This is a genomic window from Lactococcus sp. S64 (assembly GCF_016516525.1).
In the GTDB taxonomy this organism is placed as follows: domain Bacteria; phylum Bacillota; class Bacilli; order Lactobacillales; family Streptococcaceae; genus Lactococcus; species Lactococcus lactis.
Window position 1 is genome coordinate 24,884 of the sequence record NZ_JACVUQ010000009.1, and the last position, 19,884, is coordinate 44,767.

General features: G+C 35.5%; 20 protein-coding genes. 16 read left to right on the forward strand and 4 right to left on the reverse strand.

From position 1 onward, the window contains the following. Positions 1-129: 129 nt before the first annotated feature. Positions 130-327 (reverse strand): cold-shock protein, encoded by a 198-nt coding sequence (locus tag IAE51_RS09620; protein WP_003129735.1) that lies wholly within the window; start codon positions 325-327, stop codon positions 130-132. A gap of 117 nt (positions 328-444) precedes the next feature. Here IAE51_RS09620 and IAE51_RS09625 point away from each other — a divergent pair, with 117 nt between their 5' ends. From IAE51_RS09625 to IAE51_RS09700, 16 genes are all read left to right on the forward strand, one after another. After that, the gene (locus IAE51_RS09625; protein ID WP_003129736.1) at positions 445-978 is read left to right on the forward strand and encodes a 5-formyltetrahydrofolate cyclo-ligase; all 534 of its coding nucleotides are present in this window, start codon (positions 445-447) and stop codon (positions 976-978) included. After that, positions 968-1,660 carry a rhomboid family intramembrane serine protease gene (locus tag IAE51_RS09630; RefSeq protein ID WP_200095274.1) on the forward strand — a complete coding sequence of 231 codons (693 nt, stop codon included), beginning with the start codon at positions 968-970 and terminating at the stop codon, positions 1,658-1,660. The genes IAE51_RS09625 and IAE51_RS09630 overlap by 11 nt, the downstream gene beginning before the upstream one ends. Positions 1,661-1,759: 99 nt before the next feature. Beyond that, positions 1,760-2,191: a DUF3284 domain-containing protein gene (locus tag IAE51_RS09635; RefSeq protein ID WP_012897013.1), complete on the forward strand. Its 432-nt coding sequence runs from the start codon at positions 1,760-1,762 to the stop codon at positions 2,189-2,191. Between the two features lie 390 nt (positions 2,192-2,581). Continuing rightward, positions 2,582-3,634, forward strand: a complete 1,053-nt coding sequence (eis, locus tag IAE51_RS09640) for an enhanced intracellular survival protein Eis (RefSeq protein ID WP_200095276.1) — start codon at positions 2,582-2,584, stop codon at positions 3,632-3,634. Between the two features lie 332 nt (positions 3,635-3,966). After that, a complete protein-coding gene (locus IAE51_RS09645; RefSeq protein WP_200095278.1) occupies positions 3,967-5,061 on the forward strand; it encodes a DUF871 domain-containing protein in 1,095 nt (364 codons plus the stop codon). Between the two features lie 97 nt (positions 5,062-5,158). Continuing rightward, entirely contained in the window at positions 5,159-6,643 is a 1,485-nt protein-coding gene (locus tag IAE51_RS09650; protein ID WP_012897016.1) for a PTS sugar transporter subunit IIC, read from the forward strand. Positions 6,644-6,767: 124 nt separating this feature from the next. Beyond that, positions 6,768-6,974, forward strand: coding sequence for a hypothetical protein (locus IAE51_RS09655; protein WP_010905174.1), 207 nt, complete (start codon positions 6,768-6,770; stop codon positions 6,972-6,974). Continuing rightward, positions 6,971-7,165, forward strand: coding sequence for a hypothetical protein (locus tag IAE51_RS09660; protein ID WP_012897017.1), 195 nt, complete (start codon positions 6,971-6,973; stop codon positions 7,163-7,165). Before IAE51_RS09655 ends, IAE51_RS09660 begins: the two co-directional genes overlap by 4 nt. Before the next feature lie 131 nt (positions 7,166-7,296). Beyond that, entirely contained in the window at positions 7,297-8,733 is a 1,437-nt protein-coding gene (locus IAE51_RS09665) for a glycoside hydrolase family 1 protein (RefSeq protein ID WP_010905175.1), read from the forward strand. Positions 8,734-8,796: 63 nt separating this feature from the next. Then, a complete protein-coding gene (locus IAE51_RS09670) occupies positions 8,797-9,249 on the forward strand; it encodes a dUTP diphosphatase (RefSeq protein ID WP_010905176.1) in 453 nt (150 codons plus the stop codon). A 251-nt stretch (positions 9,250-9,500) separates the two neighbouring features. Then, on the forward strand, positions 9,501-10,844 hold the full coding sequence (locus IAE51_RS09675; RefSeq protein ID WP_200095280.1) for a bifunctional UDP-sugar hydrolase/5'-nucleotidase: 1,344 nt from the start codon (positions 9,501-9,503) through the stop codon (positions 10,842-10,844). 14 nt (positions 10,845-10,858) lie between these two features. Continuing rightward, positions 10,859-11,617 carry a YutD family protein gene (locus tag IAE51_RS09680; protein ID WP_012897022.1) on the forward strand — a complete coding sequence of 253 codons (759 nt, stop codon included), beginning with the start codon at positions 10,859-10,861 and terminating at the stop codon, positions 11,615-11,617. 193 nt (positions 11,618-11,810) lie between these two features. After that, positions 11,811-12,908: a 23S rRNA (adenine(2503)-C(2))-methyltransferase RlmN gene (gene rlmN / locus IAE51_RS09685; protein WP_012897023.1), complete on the forward strand. Its 1,098-nt coding sequence runs from the start codon at positions 11,811-11,813 to the stop codon at positions 12,906-12,908. Positions 12,909-13,152: 244 nt separating this feature from the next. Then, positions 13,153-13,764, forward strand: coding sequence for a nitroreductase family protein (locus IAE51_RS09690; RefSeq protein ID WP_003129755.1), 612 nt, complete (start codon positions 13,153-13,155; stop codon positions 13,762-13,764). A 149-nt stretch (positions 13,765-13,913) separates the two neighbouring features. After that, positions 13,914-14,894, forward strand: a complete 981-nt coding sequence (locus tag IAE51_RS09695) for a polyprenyl synthetase family protein (RefSeq protein WP_012897024.1) — start codon at positions 13,914-13,916, stop codon at positions 14,892-14,894. A gap of 222 nt (positions 14,895-15,116) precedes the next feature. Further along, positions 15,117-16,022, forward strand: coding sequence for a prenyltransferase (locus IAE51_RS09700; protein ID WP_003129757.1), 906 nt, complete (start codon positions 15,117-15,119; stop codon positions 16,020-16,022). A gap of 21 nt (positions 16,023-16,043) precedes the next feature. Here IAE51_RS09700 and IAE51_RS09705 read toward each other — a convergent pair whose 3' ends face one another. The 3 genes from IAE51_RS09705 to feoB form a co-directional block, all read right to left on the reverse strand. Further along, positions 16,044-17,192 (reverse strand): CPBP family intramembrane glutamic endopeptidase, encoded by a 1,149-nt coding sequence (locus IAE51_RS09705; protein WP_200095282.1) that lies wholly within the window; start codon positions 17,190-17,192, stop codon positions 16,044-16,046. A 280-nt stretch (positions 17,193-17,472) separates the two neighbouring features. Continuing rightward, positions 17,473-17,673 carry a hypothetical protein gene (locus IAE51_RS09710; protein ID WP_003129760.1) on the reverse strand — a complete coding sequence of 67 codons (201 nt, stop codon included), beginning with the start codon at positions 17,671-17,673 and terminating at the stop codon, positions 17,473-17,475. After that, positions 17,660-19,789, reverse strand: a complete 2,130-nt coding sequence (gene feoB, locus IAE51_RS09715; RefSeq protein ID WP_200095284.1) for a ferrous iron transport protein B — start codon at positions 19,787-19,789, stop codon at positions 17,660-17,662. Before feoB ends, IAE51_RS09710 begins: the two co-directional genes overlap by 14 nt. Positions 19,790-19,884: the final 95 nt, after the last annotated feature.

Below are 19,884 nucleotides of genomic sequence, written 5' to 3' on the forward strand. Positions count from 1 at the left end.
TTTTTACAATAGTATTTTTGATAAAATATGAATTATTTGTAAAGGCTTACGAAAAAACAGTCTGTCAGTAAAATTGACAATAAAAAAATCACTGACAAAACTGTCAGTGATTTTTATTTAAAGCTGTAATTATTTTTGGATGTTAACAGCTTGAGGTCCACGAGGGCCATCTTCAACGTCAAAAGTAACTTTTTGACCTTCGTCAAGTGTTTTGAATCCATCAGTTTGGATAGCTGAGAAGTGAGCGAAAACGTCGTTTCCTTCTTCAGTAGTGATAAAGCCGAAGCCTTTAGTTGCGTTAAACCATTTAACAGTTCCTTGTGCCATTTTTGGTACTTCCTTATTTATAAATTTGTAAATCTAATTTCTTGAATAGGAATGAACCCAAAAGCACAGAACTAATCGTAAAACAAAAACTTACACTTTCATGTTATCATAGTTAATATGGAAAGTAAAGCAGAAAACCGTAAAAAAATATTACAAATGTTAAAAAATTTTTCAGACTACGAGAAAAGGCGTCAGAATAAGGATGTTTTAAAGCAGTTAACCGCTTCCTCAAAATGGAAATCTGCAAAAAAAATAGCGCTTTATATGTCAATGCCAATTGAATTTAATTTGACAGAACTTTTCGACCAATCTGACGACAAAGAAATTTTGATTCCTAAATGCTTACCTGAGCGTCAAATGATTTTTGCCAAGTATGATAAAGAAAATCTTGTTCGCTCAAAATTTGGCTTGCTTGAGCCAAAATCTGAAATTGCAGTTGAGCCTGATTTTATCCTTGTTCCAGGCTTAATTTGGAATGATGAGGGTTATCGAATCGGTTTTGGTGGTGGTTATTATGACCGGTATTTGGCTAATTTTGAGGGAACAACGGCCTCTGTACTTTATGATTTTCAAAAAATGGATTTTGAGGCAGAAAGCCATGACATCGCAGTACAAGAACTTTTTATAGGGAGAAAAAATAATGAATTTTAATGAAATTAAACGAGATTTTACACGTTACAAGGCAACTTATATCTTATCAATTATCACACTCTTAGTTTGGTTATGGCAATTTTTTACTTACGGAATATCGGCAACTTCAGCAATCAACTTGTTCAATAGTGGAGCCATACTTGGTCAAGTTATGCTGTTTGACCCAAGCCAAATGTGGCGTTTGTTTACGGCACTCTTTATCCATATTGGTTGGGCACACGTTTTATTAAATGTGGCGACGCTCTTTTTCATCGGTCGGCAAATTGAAAATGTTTTTGGTTGGCTACGTTTTACTCTGATTTATCTTTTGTCAGGAATTTTTGGTAATGCCATGGTTTTTCTTTTGACACCTAGAGTGGTTTCAGCAGGAGCATCTACTTCTATATTTGGCCTCTTTGCGGCAGTTGTTGGTTTAGCATTTTTTACAAAACATCCATTTTTACAACAAATCGGTCGAATGTTTACTGTGTTGATTGTTGCTAACTTGGTTATGAATCTCTTTTCTTTAGGAAATGTAAGCATTTGGGCACATATTGGCGGGGCAATTGGTGGACTGCTTTTGTCAGCAATTTTTGCTCCTAAGGCTTTCATTCCATCTGTTCCCAAACAATACCGTATTTTTGCAACAGGCGCCTTTGTTATTCTCTTGGTTCTCTTTATCGGTTTACCATTTTTCAAGTAAAAATATGTTTTGCTTTTGAAAACATGAAAGTGCTTGCAAAGAATCTTTAATCTTGTTAGAATAAACTTAGTTAAAAAACTTGCTGAGGGAGAAAAAAAGATGAGAATTGATAAAATAGTTGATGCCCCGAGAGAATTTATCTTTGAAAAAATAATTGATTCGTGTCTATTTGACATTGAAAAAAATACAGGGAAACGTCCGAAAGTTAGAAGCTTAAATGGTTATGAATATAGTAAGAGCTTTGGGAAAAACCAAAGAGGAAGTATTAAAATTACAGAACTGACAGAACCAAGCATTTACGCTTTTACGACTAAAACAAATCGCAATACTTTTAGTACTCGCTGGGAATTGCATAAAATTGATGACCGGAGCACTCAGGTGGTCATTGAAGAGAACCAAACATCAAATGGTTTTATTCAAATGATTAACGACAAAGCCGTTGGTTTTTTCTTGGGACGTTTTAAAAAGCGCCAAATGGTTGCTGTTTTGGATAATGTCAATCGAGCTTACAATGGCGGTAGAGCAAGATAAGTAAAGTGTCAGACAATGAAAATTTTAAGACTTTCAAATTTACAAAGAAATAAGTTGTTTTCATGCGCTTTATTTTCAGTGATAAGCTAGGCGGAAAGATTATAATACTAAACTGAATTTTCAGTTTTACTGTTTGACTTTACTGACAGAATCAGCCTTGAATGATGATTTTGAATTGGAAAGAATTAAAAAGTACTGATTGCTCTAAAGAACAAGATACTGAAAGCTGTCAGTAATTTTGGGCTAAATATTTGGTCTCGAAGAAATTAAAATTTTGATTTGAAACAGCCGATTTTGGCTGTTTTTCTATTGGACGATTAGAAAAATCAAAAAAGTAAACGTTAACAAAAATGTTTTCTTATTCCTACAAATTTGTGTTAAAATGAATTTATGAATGCGAATACAAAAAATAATAAAGAATTTTTAGATTTGGCAACTTATGCCTTTCATAAGCCTAAAACAAAGGAACGGGCAAAAGCTTTTGACAAATTACTTGAATTTTCAACTCCTTATGGCCACTACGAAAATCAAAAACTCACGTCAATGGTGATTGACTCACACTTTAATGTTTATTGGAAAAATCAAGAAGTCAAAACTTCTGGAATTGGTTATGTTGCCAGTTATCCTGAGTTTCGAGGCAATGGAGCCATTCGACAATTAATGACCAAAAGTTTGCGAGATAGTTATGAAAAAGGAGTGATTTTTTCATATTTAGCACCATTTTCATATGCTTTTTATGAAAAATTTGGTTATCATTATGCTTTTAATCAAAAACATTATCGACTAGCAGCTCAAGATTTTCCTAAAGGTAAGAGAAGTGCGGGCGAAATTAGTCGAGAAAAGTTTGAGTTTGATGATGAAAATGCTAGTGAATTTTCTGTCAGTAAAAATACAGCCCTTTTTAAAGTACTGACAGAAGTTCATCAAAAGGCTGATAATCAGGGCTCACTTATTCGCTCTCCAGAACTTTGGTCTTACTTTTTCAGTTTTAAATCACAACCTCACTGTGCGATTTATCGCGAAAATGGTAAGGCTTTGGGCTATCTTCTCTATGAATTTTCAGAAATGACATTTGTTATCAAAGAACTGATAACTTTGACTGACGAGGCAAAACAAGCATTTTATCGTTTTATTTCAAGCCATGCCGGTTCATTTTCGGAAATTAGTTGGCAAGCACCTTCAGATACTCTCCTTGAAGAAGAACTGACAGAGCCACAGCGAGCAGAAATTAAACTTGTTCCTTATATGCAGGCACGAATTGTTAACTTACATGAATTTTTAAAAGTACACGGTCAGCCCGAATTTTCAGTTGAAATTACTGACGAAATTATTCCTGAAAACAATATTAGTCTCGGAGAAGGAAAAAGAGAAAAAATGACCATTGGCCAATTTACGGCAAAAATTTTAAAAGAGAATCAGGCGATTCTTCGTGAATATTTTTAAGAAAGTTACTGACAGCTTTGTCAGTAACTTTTTTGATAAAAATTAAAGAAATTAAAAAATTAGAATATTGTGGGAGGAGTAGCTTGTTTGTTACACTGATATTACTGACAAAAATTGGTATAGGTCAATTCGCCTTATTTTAAAGATTTTAACGAAAGAAAGCGTTAAACCTATCTAAAAATGAGAATTTATCGTTAATGTTTCAATTTAAGAAACATGTTTTTTTTAAGATGATATCGCTTGCAAAAATGAAATGAAAGCCTTATCATAGACTTAAGGTTTATTTCAGAAATAAAAAAAGGAAATAAACAAATAAGAAAAAGGAGGAAAAAATGGGAAAATTAGGGGTATCTATCTATCCAGAACGCTCAAATTTTGAGGCAGATAAAGCTTATCTTGATTTAGCGCATCAATATGGATTTAAGCGTGTCTTCACTTCTTTACTCGAAATTGATGGAGATAAAGAAGGGGTTCTTGCAGCTTTCAAAAAAGTTGTTGATTACGCCAATCAGTTAGGAATGGAAGTCATGGTGGATATCAATCCAGGTCTCTTTACACAACTTAACATTAGTTATGATGACCTCAGCTTTTTCCATGAAATGGGTGCAGATGGAGTTCGACTTGACATAGGATTCACAGGAGCCGAAGAAGCCAGAATGACCCGAAATCCTTACGGAATCAAAATTGAAATCAACATGAGTCAGGGAACAACCTATGTTGATTCAATAATGGATTACTCACCTGATACTGAAAAACTGTTGGGAAGTCACAATTTCTACCCACATCGTTACACAGGATTGGAATTTAACCATTATCTTAAATGTACAGAAAAATTCAAGGGCTATAATTTAAACACCATGGCCTTTGTCAATTCGCAAGCAGCAACATTTGGTCCTTGGCCAACTCAAGATGGCCTTTGTACTCTTGAAGACCACAGAAGCCTTGAAATTGCGACACAAGTTAAACATTACAAACTCCTCGGTGGAATTGATGATGTCACTATTGCCAATGCTTATGCGAGCGAAGAAGAACTTAAAGCAATGAGCCAAGCATTTAACGCAAGCATGCCTGAGATTAAAGTCGTTCCACGTGAAACAATCAGCGAAAATGAACGCAAATGTCTTTTTGAAGCGACACATAGCTACCGTGGTGATAAATCAGCTTACATGCTCCGTTCAACAATGACAAGAATCACTTATAAAGACCTTGAATTCCCCGCTCACGATACTGATAAAATTCAACGTGGCGATGTCATTATTGACAACGAAGGCTATGGTCAATATAAAGGTGAGACTCAAATCGCCTTACGTGAAATGGAAAATAATGGTCGAGTCAATGTCGTTGGACGTATCGCAGATGATGAATTATTCCTACTCGATTTCCTAAAACCATGGAGCTCATTTAAACTTATCGAGAGCAAAAAATAATCGATAATCTATGCCTGTCAGTACTGACAGAACCTTAATTATGTTCAAAAAGTTTTTTTGAAAGTTATTTATTATTATATTATAAAGGAGGAATTCCATGAACGGAATTACTGCGTGGATGGAGAAATATCTCGTCCCTGTTGCGGCAAAGATTGGGTCTCAAAAACACCTAGTTGCGCTGCGTGACTCATTTATCGGTATGTTGCCAGCAACACTTGCTGGTGCCTTAGCTGCCATGATTTCAGCTATCGTGACAACATTCCCGTCAGCTATCCAACAAATGATGTTGGGAGCAACAGCATTCTCAAAATTAGCACCAGAGAAAGTCTGGACACTTGCTAATACACCAATCATTGGTGATTTGAACAATATTTCAGCCCTTGTTAACCAAGGAACACTGACAGTTATTGGTCTTATCTTTGCCTTTTCTTGGGGTTACAATTTGGCCCGCGCTTACGGAGTCAATGACCTCGCTGGTGGTATCGTATCAGTTGCAACCTTATTTGCAGGTTTGCCAAACCAAATGGGTAAATTTACAGCAGCCCTTGGTACAGGTAAAGCTGGTGTAGCAGCAACTGACAAGCTTAATGGTGTTCTTGGTGATCAAGGACTTGCCGCTTGGAAACCACTCTTTGCCTCAGCTCACCTTGATGCTGGAGCTTACTTCACAGTTATTATTATGGGTGCCCTTGCAGTTATTATTTATGCAAAACTCATGCTTGCTGACATCACAATTAAGATGCCAGAATCAGTTCCACCTGCAGTAGCAAAAGCTTTCTTAGCAATCATTCCTACAATTGCAGCACTTTATATCGTTGGTCTAATCTACTACATTATTGGTAAATTGACAAATGACTCTGTCATTAACCTGATTACCCACTATATCGCAGAGCCATTCCAAATTCTGTCACAAAATATCTTCTCAGTACTGATTGTTACACTCTTTGTTTCAGTCTTCTGGTTCTTCGGTCTTCACGGACCAAACGTTTTGGCACCAGTACTCGATGGTATCTGGGGACCTCTTGGACTTAATAACCAAGCCCTCTACTTCCAAGTTCACTCACAAGGTATCCGTGACTTGATTGCTAAAGGTGCGGTTGATAAAGCACATGCCATTAATGGTGACTACGTTAACCTTTGGGTACGTGGTTCATGGGACGCCTTTGCATGGTTTGGTGGATCAGGTGGTACAATTACACTTGTTATTGCAATCATCCTCTTCTCTAAACGTAAAGACTACAAGATTGTTGGACGTCTCGGACTTGCACCTGGTATCTTCAACATCAACGAACCAGTCCTCTTCGGTCTGCCAGTTGTCTTGAATGCAATCTTCTTTATTCCATTTGCAGTCGCTCCATTGATTTCTGTAATCATTGCCTACACTGCAACAGCCCTTCACTTGGTTGACCCAGTTGTCAATGCTGTGCCATGGGTAACACCACCAATTATGAATGCCTTCATGGCAACCGGTTTTGACTGGCGGGCAATTGTCCTTACAATTATCAACTTGATCATTACCTTTGTTATCTGGGTACCATTCGTTATCGCAGCTAACAAGTTGGAAGAAACTGAACTCGACTAAATTTGAAATTAATGGTAGAGCAAGTGAGAAAACTTGCTCTACACATTTTTTGTTAAATCTGGTAAGATTTATAATATAAACCTTATCAGATGTGATAAAAAACACTCATAGAGGAGGAAATACTATGATACTCGTAAATTCTGCAATGATGCAAAAAGAAATTATTCAACTTTTAGAAGAAAATGGCTTTAAACATACAAAAAAACAAGGATTAAAACTTTTCTTTGAAACACCGACAGATGATGCAACGACTGACGCAGCAATGGCTAAACAGCTAATTAAAGGAAGCTCATTTGGAGCAGCTGTCTTCTTTAATGTGAGTGTTGTATGAGTACCTGGGGCATCGCTTTTATCAGTTTAGGTCTATTGCTTGTGGCTTATCATAACTGGCTTGGTTTAGCAATCGTTTTAATTGGCTTGGCAATGATTCTTATTGCACGCAGCCAAAAAAAGAAAGCCAACAAAATAGAAGCAGAAAATCAACAAGCACATAAAGATATAAAAATAAAATCAAGAAAATAAAGTTGTCTTTTAAGACAACTTTTTTTAGGATAATCACGTAAAAATAAAAAAACAAATTCCAAAAGATAAAACAAAATAAAACGGTTACAAATGTTATAATATAGACTATAAACAAGTAATGGGGGAATAAAATGGAGCACAAAAAATTAAAAGCATTTCCAAATGATTTTCTATGGGGTTCAGCTTCGGCAGCCTATCAAGTTGAGGGAGCACCTTTTGAAGATGGCAAAAAAGCCAGTGTCTGGGATAATTTTGTCCGTATTCCAGGCAAGACTTTTAAAGGAACGAATGGGGATGTCGCTGTTGATCATTATCATCGCTATAAAGAAGATGTGGCTTTAATGAAAGAGTTGGGCCTTAAATCCTACCGTTTTTCAATTGCTTGGACGCGGATTTTACCTGACGGACGTGGCGAAGTCAATCAAGCAGGCTTGAAATTCTATGAAGATTTGATTGATGAGTTGATTGCTAATGAGATTGAACCAATTGTCACGATTTATCATTGGGATTTGCCCCAAGCCTTAGAAGATTTATATGGTGGTTGGGAATCACGAGAAATTATTGCAGATTTTGTTAACTATGCTGAAGTTTTGTTTAATGCTTTTAAAGGTAAAGTAAAATATTGGGTATCGCTTAATGAACAAAATATTTTTACAAGTCAAGGTTGGTCACTCGCGACTCACCCACCTGGAAAAAGAGATATGAAACTTTTTTATCAGGTCAATCATATTGCTAATCTGACAAATGCTGCGGTAATCAATAAATTTCATGAACTTGAAATGGATGGACAAATTGGCCCTTCGTTTGCCTATACGCCACAATATGCTAAGGATTCTGACCCACTCAATGTTTTAGCGGCTGAAAATGCAGAAGAGCTTTATAGTCACTTTTGGATGGATGTTTATCTTTACGGAGAATACCCAATTGCGGCAATGGCTTATTTACGTGAAAATGGGCTAGCACCTGAATTTGAAGCTGGGGACGCTGAACTTTTGAAATCAGCTAAACCTGATTTTCTAGGTATTAATTATTACCAGACAGCTACTAACGCATGGAATCCAGTTGACGGAGGAGTTGGAGTCGGTTCCTTTAATACAAGTGGCAAAAAAGGAACAACCAAAGAATCAGGAATTCCAGGCCTCCATAAAAAAATTCAAAATCCTTTTATTGACCGAACAAATTGGGATTGGGAAATTGACCCTGAAGGCTTGAGAATTGCACTTCGTCGTATCACTTCTCGTTATCGTATTCCAGTGATGATTACAGAAAATGGCTTGGGCGAATATGATAAAGTTGAAGACGGAAAAATTCATGATGATTATCGAATCAAATATCTAGAAAGTCATGTTAAAGCAATCAAAGAAGCGATGACGGATGGAGCAAAAGTCATTGGTTATCACACTTGGTCTTATACTGACCTCCTTTCTTGGTTAAATGGCTACCAAAAACGTTATGGCTTTGTCTATGTTGACCAAGATGAAACAATGGAAGGTTCATTGAAACGGATACCGAAGGATTCTTATTACTGGTATCAACATCTCATCGAAACAAATGCTGAAGAAGTCTAAATGAAAAGCTCTCTCTGAGTGCTTTTTTTATGATATAATAGAAAAAAACAAATGAGGTAAGAGATGAAAATTCGTGGATTTGAAGTGGTAACTAAATATAAAAATGCTGGAATTAATATACCAAAACGTTCAACTGAACATTCAGCAGGTTATGACATTGAAGCAGCTGAAACCGTTAGTTTTGCGCCAGGGGAAATTAAATTAATTCCAACAGGCTTGAAGGCCTATATGCAGGCAGGTGAAGTGCTTTACATGTATGACCGTTCATCAAATCCTCGTAAAAAAGGCTTGGTTTTAATCAATTCAGTAGGTGTTATTGACAAGGATTACTATAATAATCCTGATAATGAAGGGCATATGTTCATGCAAATGCGTAATTTCACTGATGAAGAAGTCGTAATTGAAAAAGGGGAGCGCGTGGTTCAGGGAGTCTTCATGCCTTTCTTGGTCGCTGATGGTGATGAAAATCAAGAAAAAGAAGAACGGACTGGTGGTTTTGGGTCAACAGGAGCTTAATCCAAATTAAAGTAATTTGAGAAGCGCAATTGCGCTTTTTATTTTTGTGAACGGAAGCTTTTAAAGCCTATTCATATTACCTGTGTTATAAATCTTAAGTTTGTCACAAGCAAACTGCTAGGGCATCTGTAGAATCTTTATTGCTCTGAGGAAGATACTATAGCAATCTTAAGTTTCACTTGCTTATAAATAGGCGAAAGCTAGTAAGACGAAATATTGTTTAGCCTTAGTAGCTATGCTATAATAGTATTATGAATAAACTGCGTATCCTCCATTTGAATGATTTACACTCTCACTTGGAACGTTTCCCTGTGATTGAGCGTTTTTTTGCGGAAAAATCACATGAAGAAGTTGAAAGTTTGTCTTTCGACTTGGGTGACAATGTGGATCGGGTTCATCCTTTGACGGAGGCAACAGAGGGACAATTTAATGTTGAATTGATGAATCGTTTAGATTTGACGGCGGCGACAATAGGTAATAATGAGGGCTTAGGACTGACACATGAGATGCTTTCTCATCTCTATGATGAAGCTAATTTTCCTGTTCTCTTGTCAAATTTGACGACAAATTTTTCACAATCTGAGCCTTTGATAGTCACGACTTCATTTGGCTTACGAATTGGATTAATTGGTTTGACAGCCCCTTATGTTCTTGCTTATCCACAGGCGGGCTGGGAATTGTCAGACCCTTTTGTGGTTTTAGATGAACTTTTACCAAAACTGGATTGTGATTTTACCATTTTACTTTCTCATTTGGGTAAGAATGTTGATGAGCAAATTGCGAAGGACTATGATGAGATTGACTTGATTATTGGAGCTCATACACATCATTTATTTGAACATGGTGCTCAAGTTAATCAAACCCTTCTTGCAGCTGCTGGACGCTACGGCGAATATGTGGGGCAAATTGATTTAACTTTTAATGAAAATAATCAATTAGTTGATGCACAAATTGAAGCGACAGCAACCAATACGCTTCCTCAAAGAAAATCGGATTTGGTAGAAACCAATGGTTGGGAACTGAGAGGGCATAAACTCTTAGAGGGAACAGTCGTTGCTGATTTACCTAAAGCCTTACCTAATGTTTTACCTGATTTCAAGGGAAGTCATTATTTGGCAAAAATCTTTGCGGATTATGGAAATACAAAACTTTGTCTCATGAATTCCGGTTTGTTGGTGACAGATGAATTACCAAATCATTTAACTTTAGATGATTTACATGAATTTTTACCCCATTCGATTCGTTTAGTTCGTTTCACATTTACAGGTGAAGAACTTAGACAAGTTTTGCTTGAAATTATGGATGTTTCGGATTTCCTTGCCACCCAAAAAATTCAAGGAATGGGTTTTCGTGGAAAAACATTTGGTTCTCTTATATTTCATGGGATTGAGCCACGCGAAGGTGATTTTTACATAAAAAATTCGGAAAATCAGTCACTTGAAAAAATTTCTGATGAAGAGAGTTATCAAATTGTTTTACCTGACCAATATTTGTTTGCTTGGTATTTCCCTTTATTGAAAAAATTGGGAAAATCAGAAATTTTATTCCCTTATTTCTTACGAGAAATTGTAGCAGAACATTTTAAAAATAAATAGAAATAGAAAAATTAATGGCTAAAGTAATAGACGAAAGTAAGTTAAATTATAATAAATATCCTGGCGAACATGTTATGGCAGTAGGGGAAGTTGTTCAAGTTGGACAACGAACTTTTCATATTGTTCATAATTATCGTGAGGCTTTTGATGCGGAAAAATTAGAACAACGTTTTTCTGATGTTTTAGATAAGTATGATTATATTGTGGGAGATTGGGGATTTGAGCAATTACGTTTGAAGGGTTTTTTCTCAACCAGTCGTAGAAAAATGTTGGCAGACAATAAAATTGATCATCTTGAAGATTATGTCAATGAATATTGTAATTATGGTTGTGCTTATTTTGTTTTACGGCGGATTCGGACAAAAGATGAAGCTTTTGTTTCTGAGAAACTTTTTACCGAAAAAGAGTTGAAGCAAGGATTTGATAAGCCACGTCGTAAGAGAAATCGCAATCGAAATCGGGTGCGTGATGAGCAAAAAGTTAATGCTAAAGAAGACAAACGTTCAGAAAATTCATTAGAAGCTCGAAAAGATTTTAAAATTCGTGAAAAATCTACTGACAGAAAACCAAAAGTTACTGACAAAAATAAAAAAGTTTCTGTCAGTAAAAAATCTCAAGAGAGAAAAACAGACAATAAAAAACAAAATCCAGCTAAAGATTCTGATAAAAAATTTACAATGAAAAAACGGAATCCTCGTAAAAAAGTTGAGCAAACAGAGACTAAAAAGCAAGAGAATCAAGGCTTTGTCATTCGTAATCGTAAAAAGGATTGAGGATTTTGTAAAAGTTATTTGACGGTCAGCCAACTTGTCAAAGACTAAAAATTATCGTAGAATTAACATTTATGGACTTCTAAGTGATTTAGTTTTTCATAAATAAATGATAATAATTTAAATTGATTTTATGAGTGTATTCAAGGGATATGAAAAATTGCACGATTAAAATTTGAGATACTTAAGGAAAACAATGACAGAGAATATAATAACAGAAACGCGTCCTTCAATTTATGGATTGACACGTGACCAATTAATTGAATGGGCAATTGAAAATGGAGAAAAGAAATTCCGAGCAACTCAGGTTTGGGATTGGCTTTACCGTAAACGTGTTCAATCTTTTGAAGAAATGAGCAATTTATCAGCTGCTTTTATTGATAAACTTAATGAGCATTTTATTTTGAATCCATTAGAACAAGTTGTTGTTCAAGAATCTGCTGACGGAACAGTGAAATATCTATTTATGCTTCCTGACAAGATGATGATTGAAACAGTTTTGATGCGTCAATCTTATGGTTTGTCTGTTTGTGTTACAACTCAAGTAGGTTGTAATATGGGTTGTACTTTCTGTGCTTCTGGGATTTTGAAAAAAGAACGTGATGTGACTGCTGGGGAAATTGTCAGCCAAATCATGCTCGTTCAAAAATACTTTGATGAACGTGGTTTAGATGAACGTGTTTCACACGTGGTAGTTATGGGAATTGGTGAACCTTTTGATAATTACGAACATCTAATGAACTTCTTGCGTGTTATTAATGATGATAATGGGCTGGCAATTGGTGCCCGTCACATCACAGTTTCGACTTGTGGATTTATGCCAGCAAAAATTAAAGAATTTGCGCATGAAAATCTACAAATCAATTTAGCAATTTCACTTCATGCTCCAAATAATGAGTTGCGTACTTCATTGATGCGTATTACTCGTAACGCACCACTTGAAAAACTTTTTGAAGCGATTGACTATTACACAGAAACAACCAATCGACGTGTGACTTACGAATATATTATGCTTTCTGGTGAAAATGACAGCCCAGAAATTGCTCAACAATTGGCTGACTTAATAAAACCTAGAAATAAATTGTCTTATGTTAACTTGATTCCATACAATCCAGTTGCAGAACATATTAAATATGAACGTTCAACAAAAGATAATACGGCAAAATTTTATGATGTTTTGAAGAAAAATGGCATTAACTGTGTCGTTCGTCAAGAACATGGAACAGATATTGATGCAGCTTGTGGACAATTACGTTCAAAACAAATTAAGAAAAATAAGGCCAAATTAGCCTAATATAAAAACTGCTGACCAGGCAGTTTTTTTATTTCCACTTTTGTCAGTAAAATATTTCGGAAATAACCTATATTTAATAAAAAAATAAATATAATGAATAAATATGCTATGCAAAAGTGACAAAAATTTGCTAAAATATAAACAAAGAAAAAACGGGTGTCTGCTCTACTAGACTTAGAAATTGATGCAAACAATTTCAGAGAAACTATTCAGCTACATCTCATAAGAGGAATAGAGGAGTATCATGGATTACGTAAAGCTCAATAAATCACGACACAAAGTAAAAAACTTTGACGGTAAAAAAATTCCCACAGTGGATGTTAAACAAATTATTTCTGCAGCAAGTTTAGCTCCTTCTGCCCACAATATTCAAAGTTGGCATTTTGTCATTGTAGAATCAGAAGAAAAACGGGAAGCATTACTTTCTGAAGTTGATCCTGGCAATCACGAACAAATCAAACAAGCTGGTGCAGTCATCGTCCTCTTTAGCGATACAGATTTAGTTGAACGTTCTCGTGATATTGCTAGATTAGGAGCTGGAGAGTTGGATGATGAACAACTTCTGCGCTTCAATAGTCGTTATCCACAAATGTATGAAGGATTTGAAGAACTTCATGAAAGTAATTATCTTTCTATCAATATTGGTTTGGTTACAATGAATCTTGTTTTGGCTATTAAAAATTACGGTTATGAAAGCAACATCATCATGGGCTTTAATCGAACTCAAAAAGTGAATGAACTTTTAGAAGTTGAAAAACGTTATCGCCCAGAACTAATTATTCCGCTTGGAAATTCAGAAGACAAAGGAAAACCAAGTTACCGCCTACCTCAAAGTCAAATTATGGAAATTCGATAAAAAAGGAGTTCATCTGAACTTCTTTTTACTTATGAAAAAAAGGCATTATGTTCGCAACATTGGGTCTATTTTGCTAAAATGGAGTAAGATATTTGATAAGTCATTATCAAAAGAAATGAATGAATTATCGAGAGGAAAGAGAAAAAACATTGCTCACATTTTGGCAGGATTATCCCGAAATTCAGAATAAATTAAAGGATGTTCAAGCGCTCATGATTGAGCGTTTAAAAATTAATAATCAAGAGATAGAAGCGGCACTAGAGAAATTTGCATCACGTGGCGGGAAAATGGTTCGTCCTGCGCTTTTTTTGCTGTTCGCTGGGATTGTCCCTAATGGCTCTAAAGATGAAGAGAAGCTCATTAAAATCGCTGCATCATTAGAGATGCTTCATTCAGCAACATTGATTCACGATGATATTATCGACGACTCTCCTTTAAGACGTGGTTTACCGTCAATAGAGTCACAATTTGGCAAAGATGTAGCTGTTTATGCTGGAGATTTTGTTTATACTGTTTATTTTGAATTATTGATTGAAACCATGAATGGGACAAGTTTTGTCGCTAAAAATGCTCAATCAATGAAAAAAATTCTTCAGGGTGAATTGACTCAAATGCAATCTGCTTTTGACAAAAATAATACAGCGAGACGCTATATGAAAGCAATTAGCGGAAAAACAGCTGAATTACTGAGTCTTAGCTGTTTAGAAGGCGTTTATTTTGCTGGTGGGGATAAAAAATTACAACATTCTGCCCGTAAAATTGGTCGAGCAATTGGTCTTGCTTTTCAAGTTTATGATGACATTTTAAATTTTACAGTAGGACTTGATGAAGCTGATAAACCTATTTTGACAGATTTCCGTCAAGGGATTTATACATTACCTTTACTTTTGGCTCGTGAAGTAAATGATGAAGCGATTGCTCCTTATTTAGAAGCGCCAGAAAATTTGTCAAGACAAGAATGTTTAGATTTAGCAGAATTAGTGACAGAATCAGGTGGGATAGCAGGAGCGCTCCTTGTTGCTGGAAGATTAACAGAACTGGCTTTGAATGAAATTCGGAAATTACCAGAGTCGCCAAATCGGCAGATTTTAGAAGAAGCAACACAAATTTTATTGGAAAGAAATTATTGAAAACCTGTCACTGACAGGCTTTTTCATAGAAAATTTTACTGACAGCTATTAGAAAATTTTTCTGTCATTAACTTTTTTATCTCAAAATTTCTGTCAGTAACTTTTGAGATAAAGCTTTTAAAGCTAGTATTTCTCTAGTTTGATTTTAAAAGTTTTGATTTAAAATGTGATAAAATAAGAAATAGTTTTTATAGACGAATTGATAAATAAAAAGAGGAAATAATGAATTTTAAAATATTTGCTGAACTAATTGAATTGAAAGCTAAAACTGCTTCAATTTTTCCATTTTTACTAGGGCTTGCTTACTCGCTTTATCATTATCAGTCAGTCAATTTGTCAGCACTTGCCATTTATTTTGTGGCAATGTTTATGTTCAACTGTTTTGTTGATATTTGGGACAACTATAATGATTATCATAAAGCAGTAGATACAGATGATTATCAAAAAAATACAAATATTATCGGACGCGAGAACTTATCAATGGGACTCATCAAAAGTTTATTGGCCTTTTTCTTTTTTGGTAGTCTGATTTTAGGAATTATTGTCGCTTTAATGACTGGTTGGGCAGTCTTTTGGTTGGGACTACTCTGCTATGCTGTTGGAGTTTTCTATGCTGGAGGGCCAAAACCACTCTCATCACTTCCACTTGGGGAACTTTTATCAGGTTTGACAATGGGTTATGTCATTTTTCTGATTTGCCTTTATATCAATAGTTCTCAGAATTTTGTTTGGTCATTTGCGAATCTGGCAACAACTTTCTTGATTGCTTTACCTAATACATTATTGATTGCAAATCTGATGTTAGCCAATAACACCTGCGATTTAGAAGAAGATGAAGCCAATCACCGCTACACAATCGTGCATTATATTGGGAAAAAGGCAGCACTTATTTGGTGGACTACAGCTTTAATTTTGGCTTTTGTTGCCATTGTTGTTGCAGTAATTTTAGGATTACTTTCTCCAATTATGCTTTTAATTCTGTTAATTGCACCATTGATGATAAAATTTGCTCGACCATATTTGCAAAAACAAGTAAAAAAAGAAACATTTATTTCATCAGTTAAAATCTTAATGGTTTTTCAACTTGTACAAGTCCTACTATTCTTTGTTAGTTTAATTAAATTTTAAAAAAGAAAAACTCCAAATGAATTAATTTGGAGTTTTATTATTGATTGTTTTAGATTGATTTGTTTTTTCAGTTAGTGGTCTTGCACCATTAACCAGAGCGATTAAAGCAAAGACTGGACCACCGATATAAGGAAGTAATAACCAGCAAAGATTTCCTAAGTGGAAATCAAAGAAAACAATTAAAAAGATATATAGGGCGATTCCTAGAAGAAATAAAAGATAAATAGGTAATGCTTTATTTGCAATTTCTGCTCGACTGCCAGCACTAGTAGATATTTTTGAAAAAAGGAGCATCGTTGGTAAAATCAAAATTCCATAAATCATTGAAACTAGGGCAAAAATTCTACGGAAAGTTGAACTTTGAGCAAGAGTAGGTAACTTACGGGCCGTAAGTTGTGGACTACGTTCTTGAATGGCGGCAATGAATTTTTCTCTTTGAGTCCAACCCGTGTAAAATAATGCGAAAGCGAGTGTTCCAAAAATAAACCATTCGTAGAGAATTGTCAGAGGGTTGGTTTGTTGTGAAGATAAACTACCCGAACTGGCCATGATTGCCATGAAATCATTCATAGCATGTACCACAATCGCAAAAATCAAATTGCTTGTTTTCATGTAAACCACAGCTGCGAAAAGTCCAAAAGCCATAACTCCAAGAACTTGAATGATAGTATTTCCTAAAGGTTGATTACGAATATTGACCAAATGCATGAGTCCAAATAGTATACTTGAAATAAATAAAGGAACAATAATCTTATCTTTAGAATTTTTAACAAAAATACCAAAAATCAAACCTCTAAAAGAGAGTTCTTCAGCAAAACCAATTAATAAAGTAGCTCCAATGGCTAGAAAAATATACGAAGCGGGGGCATGTTTTCCTATTGCAAGAACTAAACCTGCCAAAAACATGACTAAAGGAAGAATGAGTATTCCTAATGCTTTTTTCCAGTTATATCCTTTAAATAGCAATTTTTGATGCCAGAAAAAATGATTGAGTAGCAGTAAGATGATGATAATTGGAATTTCTTGAATAATAATAGAGGTTAGTGAAGCAAAATGTCCGAGGCTGCGTAACCAATTGATAAGACCAAGAGCCTTGAGAATAGGATTGAGTGCCAGTAAGTAGGCAAGCCAGACCAAGAAAACACTAAAGACGCTGATGTATTTTTTCATAGAAGACCTTTCTTGAGTTAAAAAATAGTTGTCAGTGAGCCTTTGTGAAAAAACTTTGACAGATTTTGCATAATATTTCAGTTATATTTTGATTATAGTTATAAATTTTCTTCTTGTCAATTATAAACAAAGGGTAAGTGATAAGCAGATCAAGATTATTTAGTAAAAAGTACTGACAAATTTATCGGTATTCTAAAACATTCAAAATAAGCTTAAAAAAATACTGACAGACTTGTTATGGTAGTAAATTTAACCATAATAAATCTGTCAGTAACTTTTTTTAATTACAACAATCATGTTTAACATCTGTTTTTTTAGTTGAATGAGATTCAGCTGAAACGGGTAGAGCCGCCGCTCCCTTGACCGGACAAGTGTTAACATTGCAGTCTTCGCAAGCCCCTTTGCTACGAACAGTTTTAAAAATGGCAAATCCAGTAATAATGAGGATGACAGCCAAAATGACAATACTAGCTAAGTTCATAAGTAAGACCTTTCCCTTTTCTGAAAATGAAATATAAACCAACCGGCAATACAATTAATGCTAATAAACTAAAAACATCAAAGTTTTGTGAGCTAAACAAACTACCCAATTGATAAATAATGAAACTCATGCTATAAGCAACTAAAGTTTGAAAACCAACCGCTCGTAAAGTCCAACGAACATCGCCCATTTCTTTATAAATTGTTGAGATTGCAGCAACACATGGCGCGCAAAGCAGATTGAAAACAAGGAGAGAATAAGCGGAAAGAGGAGTATAGGTGGCTTGAACAGCAGACCAGAGTTGGTGACTGTCAGAAGAATTATGAGCAAACAGGACACCCATTGTTCCGACAATTGTTTCTTTGGCAATTAGTCCAGTAATTGTAGCGACTGTTGCACGCCACTCGCCAAAACCAAGAGGAGCAAAGATAACAGCAACAACTTTACCAACATCAGCAAGAATGGATTGACTCGCATCAACATGTGCCAAGGTCCAATTATAATTTGAAGTGAACCAAATCAAAACATTCATAGCGAAAATGATCGTACCAGCCCGCTTGACGAAAGAAAACGCACGGTCGAAAGCATATTTTAAAACAGTCATCGCATAAGGTAAATGATAGGCAGGAAGTTCCATGATGAAAGCCGAAGTATCACCAGAAAACATCCTTGTTTTTTTCAAAATAATACCGGAGAGAATAATCATGGACATTCCCAAAAAGTAAGCACTAGGAGCAACCCAAGAAGCATGAGGGAAAAAAGCACCAGAAACTAATGCGATAATAGGGAGTTTGGCAGAACAAGGCATAAAAGTTGTGACCATAATTGTAATTTTTCGGTCACGCTCTTGCTCAATCGTTCTCGTCGCCATAATTCCAGGCACGCCACAGCCGGAAGCAATAAGCATGGGAATAAAAGACTTACCAGAAAGGCCAAAGCGTCTAAAAATTCGGTCCATGACAAAGGCTACCCGAGCCATATATCCAGAATCTTCCAGAATTCCTAAAAGTAAAAATAGCACAAAAATCTGTGGAACAAAACCTAAAATTGCCCCAATTCCGGCAACGACACCATTTAAAACTAAATCTTGAACCCAAGGAGTAACAGCTAAAGCATTCATTCCATTGGCAATTAAATCAGGAAGCCATTGACCAAAGAAGACATCATTGAGCCAATCGGTCGCTGCTGTTCCGACAGTTTGAATAGAAATAAAATAGACCAACCACATGATGAAGACAAAAATAGGAAGTCCCAACCATTTATGGGTAATAATCTGATCGATTCGATCTGTCAGATTAATTTTACCAGTTTCAGTCTGAGTAACGCAAAGTTGAACAATATGACCAATTAAATCATAACGTTCATTAACGATAATCGATTCACGGTCATCTGCCATTAATTTTTCGGTGATAGAAACAATTTCCTCAATTTCAGCCAGTTGTTTTGCTGATAAGCCAGCTTGAGAATTGTCAGTATGAACTTGCTGGCTTAGCGCTTTATCTGTTTCTCCAGCTAATAAAAGTTTGTCGCCTTCGAAAACTTTTATTTGTTCAAAACGATTGGTAAAACCAGTTACTTTACCAATTTCCGAGAGCGCCCCTTCAAGTCGATGGTCATAATCTAAAGGCTGACTTTCATGACTTTTAAGTGCTACTTTAACAACTTCATCTAAACCTTTATTTTTAATGGCCGAGGTTGTAACAACAGGAATTCCAAGGCTATAAGAAAGTTTTTCAATGTCGATTTTTTTTCCTTGACCAGCCAAAAGGTCGCTCATATTAAGCGCTAAAACCATAGGGATTCCAAGTTCCATCAGCTGTAAAGTCAAATAAAGTGAACGCTCTAAATTCGTCGAATCCACAATATTAATGAGGGCATCCGGTGGTGTTTTTGTCAAAAAATCTCTGGCAACTTGCTCATCAAGTGAATAAGGAGAAAGAGAGTAAAGACCAGGCAAATCTTGGATACAAATACTTTTATCTTTTCGATAAAATCCAGATTTCTTTTCAACAGTGACCCCTGGCCAATTACCAACTTGCTGATTTGATCCGGTTAGTTGATTAAAAATACTCGTTTTTCCACTATTGGGGTTTCCGAGTAGTGCAATTATTTTCATATTATTAAAATTTCTTCTTAAATTTCGTTAGACTTTGTTAAGTGTTCTAGGACAATTTCTTTACAAAAATAACGATAAAAATAGGTCAACAATTT

What these genes read in the sequence shown, in the direction of transcription:
- IAE51_RS09620 (WP_003129735.1), bottom strand. Translation starts at nt 327, where the DNA reads ATGGCACAAGGAACTGTTAAATGGTTTAACGCAACTAAAGGCTTCGGC.
- IAE51_RS09625 (WP_003129736.1), top strand. Translation starts at nt 445, where the DNA reads ATGGAAAGTAAAGCAGAAAACCGTAAAAAAATATTACAAATGTTAAAA.
- IAE51_RS09630 (WP_200095274.1), top strand. Translation starts at nt 968, where the DNA reads ATGAATTTTAATGAAATTAAACGAGATTTTACACGTTACAAGGCAACT.
- IAE51_RS09635 (WP_012897013.1), top strand. Translation starts at nt 1,760, where the DNA reads ATGAGAATTGATAAAATAGTTGATGCCCCGAGAGAATTTATCTTTGAA.
- eis (WP_200095276.1), top strand. Translation starts at nt 2,582, where the DNA reads ATGAATGCGAATACAAAAAATAATAAAGAATTTTTAGATTTGGCAACT.
- IAE51_RS09645 (WP_200095278.1), top strand. Translation starts at nt 3,967, where the DNA reads ATGGGAAAATTAGGGGTATCTATCTATCCAGAACGCTCAAATTTTGAG.
- IAE51_RS09650 (WP_012897016.1), top strand. Translation starts at nt 5,159, where the DNA reads ATGAACGGAATTACTGCGTGGATGGAGAAATATCTCGTCCCTGTTGCG.
- IAE51_RS09655 (WP_010905174.1), top strand. Translation starts at nt 6,768, where the DNA reads ATGATACTCGTAAATTCTGCAATGATGCAAAAAGAAATTATTCAACTT.
- IAE51_RS09660 (WP_012897017.1), top strand. Translation starts at nt 6,971, where the DNA reads ATGAGTACCTGGGGCATCGCTTTTATCAGTTTAGGTCTATTGCTTGTG.
- IAE51_RS09665 (WP_010905175.1), top strand. Translation starts at nt 7,297, where the DNA reads ATGGAGCACAAAAAATTAAAAGCATTTCCAAATGATTTTCTATGGGGT.
- IAE51_RS09670 (WP_010905176.1), top strand. Translation starts at nt 8,797, where the DNA reads ATGAAAATTCGTGGATTTGAAGTGGTAACTAAATATAAAAATGCTGGA.
- IAE51_RS09675 (WP_200095280.1), top strand. Translation starts at nt 9,501, where the DNA reads ATGAATAAACTGCGTATCCTCCATTTGAATGATTTACACTCTCACTTG.
- IAE51_RS09680 (WP_012897022.1), top strand. Translation starts at nt 10,859, where the DNA reads ATGGCTAAAGTAATAGACGAAAGTAAGTTAAATTATAATAAATATCCT.
- rlmN (WP_012897023.1), top strand. Translation starts at nt 11,811, where the DNA reads ATGACAGAGAATATAATAACAGAAACGCGTCCTTCAATTTATGGATTG.
- IAE51_RS09690 (WP_003129755.1), top strand. Translation starts at nt 13,153, where the DNA reads ATGGATTACGTAAAGCTCAATAAATCACGACACAAAGTAAAAAACTTT.
- IAE51_RS09700 (WP_003129757.1), top strand. Translation starts at nt 15,117, where the DNA reads ATGAATTTTAAAATATTTGCTGAACTAATTGAATTGAAAGCTAAAACT.
- IAE51_RS09705 (WP_200095282.1), bottom strand. Translation starts at nt 17,192, where the DNA reads ATGAAAAAATACATCAGCGTCTTTAGTGTTTTCTTGGTCTGGCTTGCC.
- IAE51_RS09710 (WP_003129760.1), bottom strand. Translation starts at nt 17,673, where the DNA reads ATGAACTTAGCTAGTATTGTCATTTTGGCTGTCATCCTCATTATTACT.
- feoB (WP_200095284.1), bottom strand. Translation starts at nt 19,789, where the DNA reads ATGAAAATAATTGCACTACTCGGAAACCCCAATAGTGGAAAAACGAGT.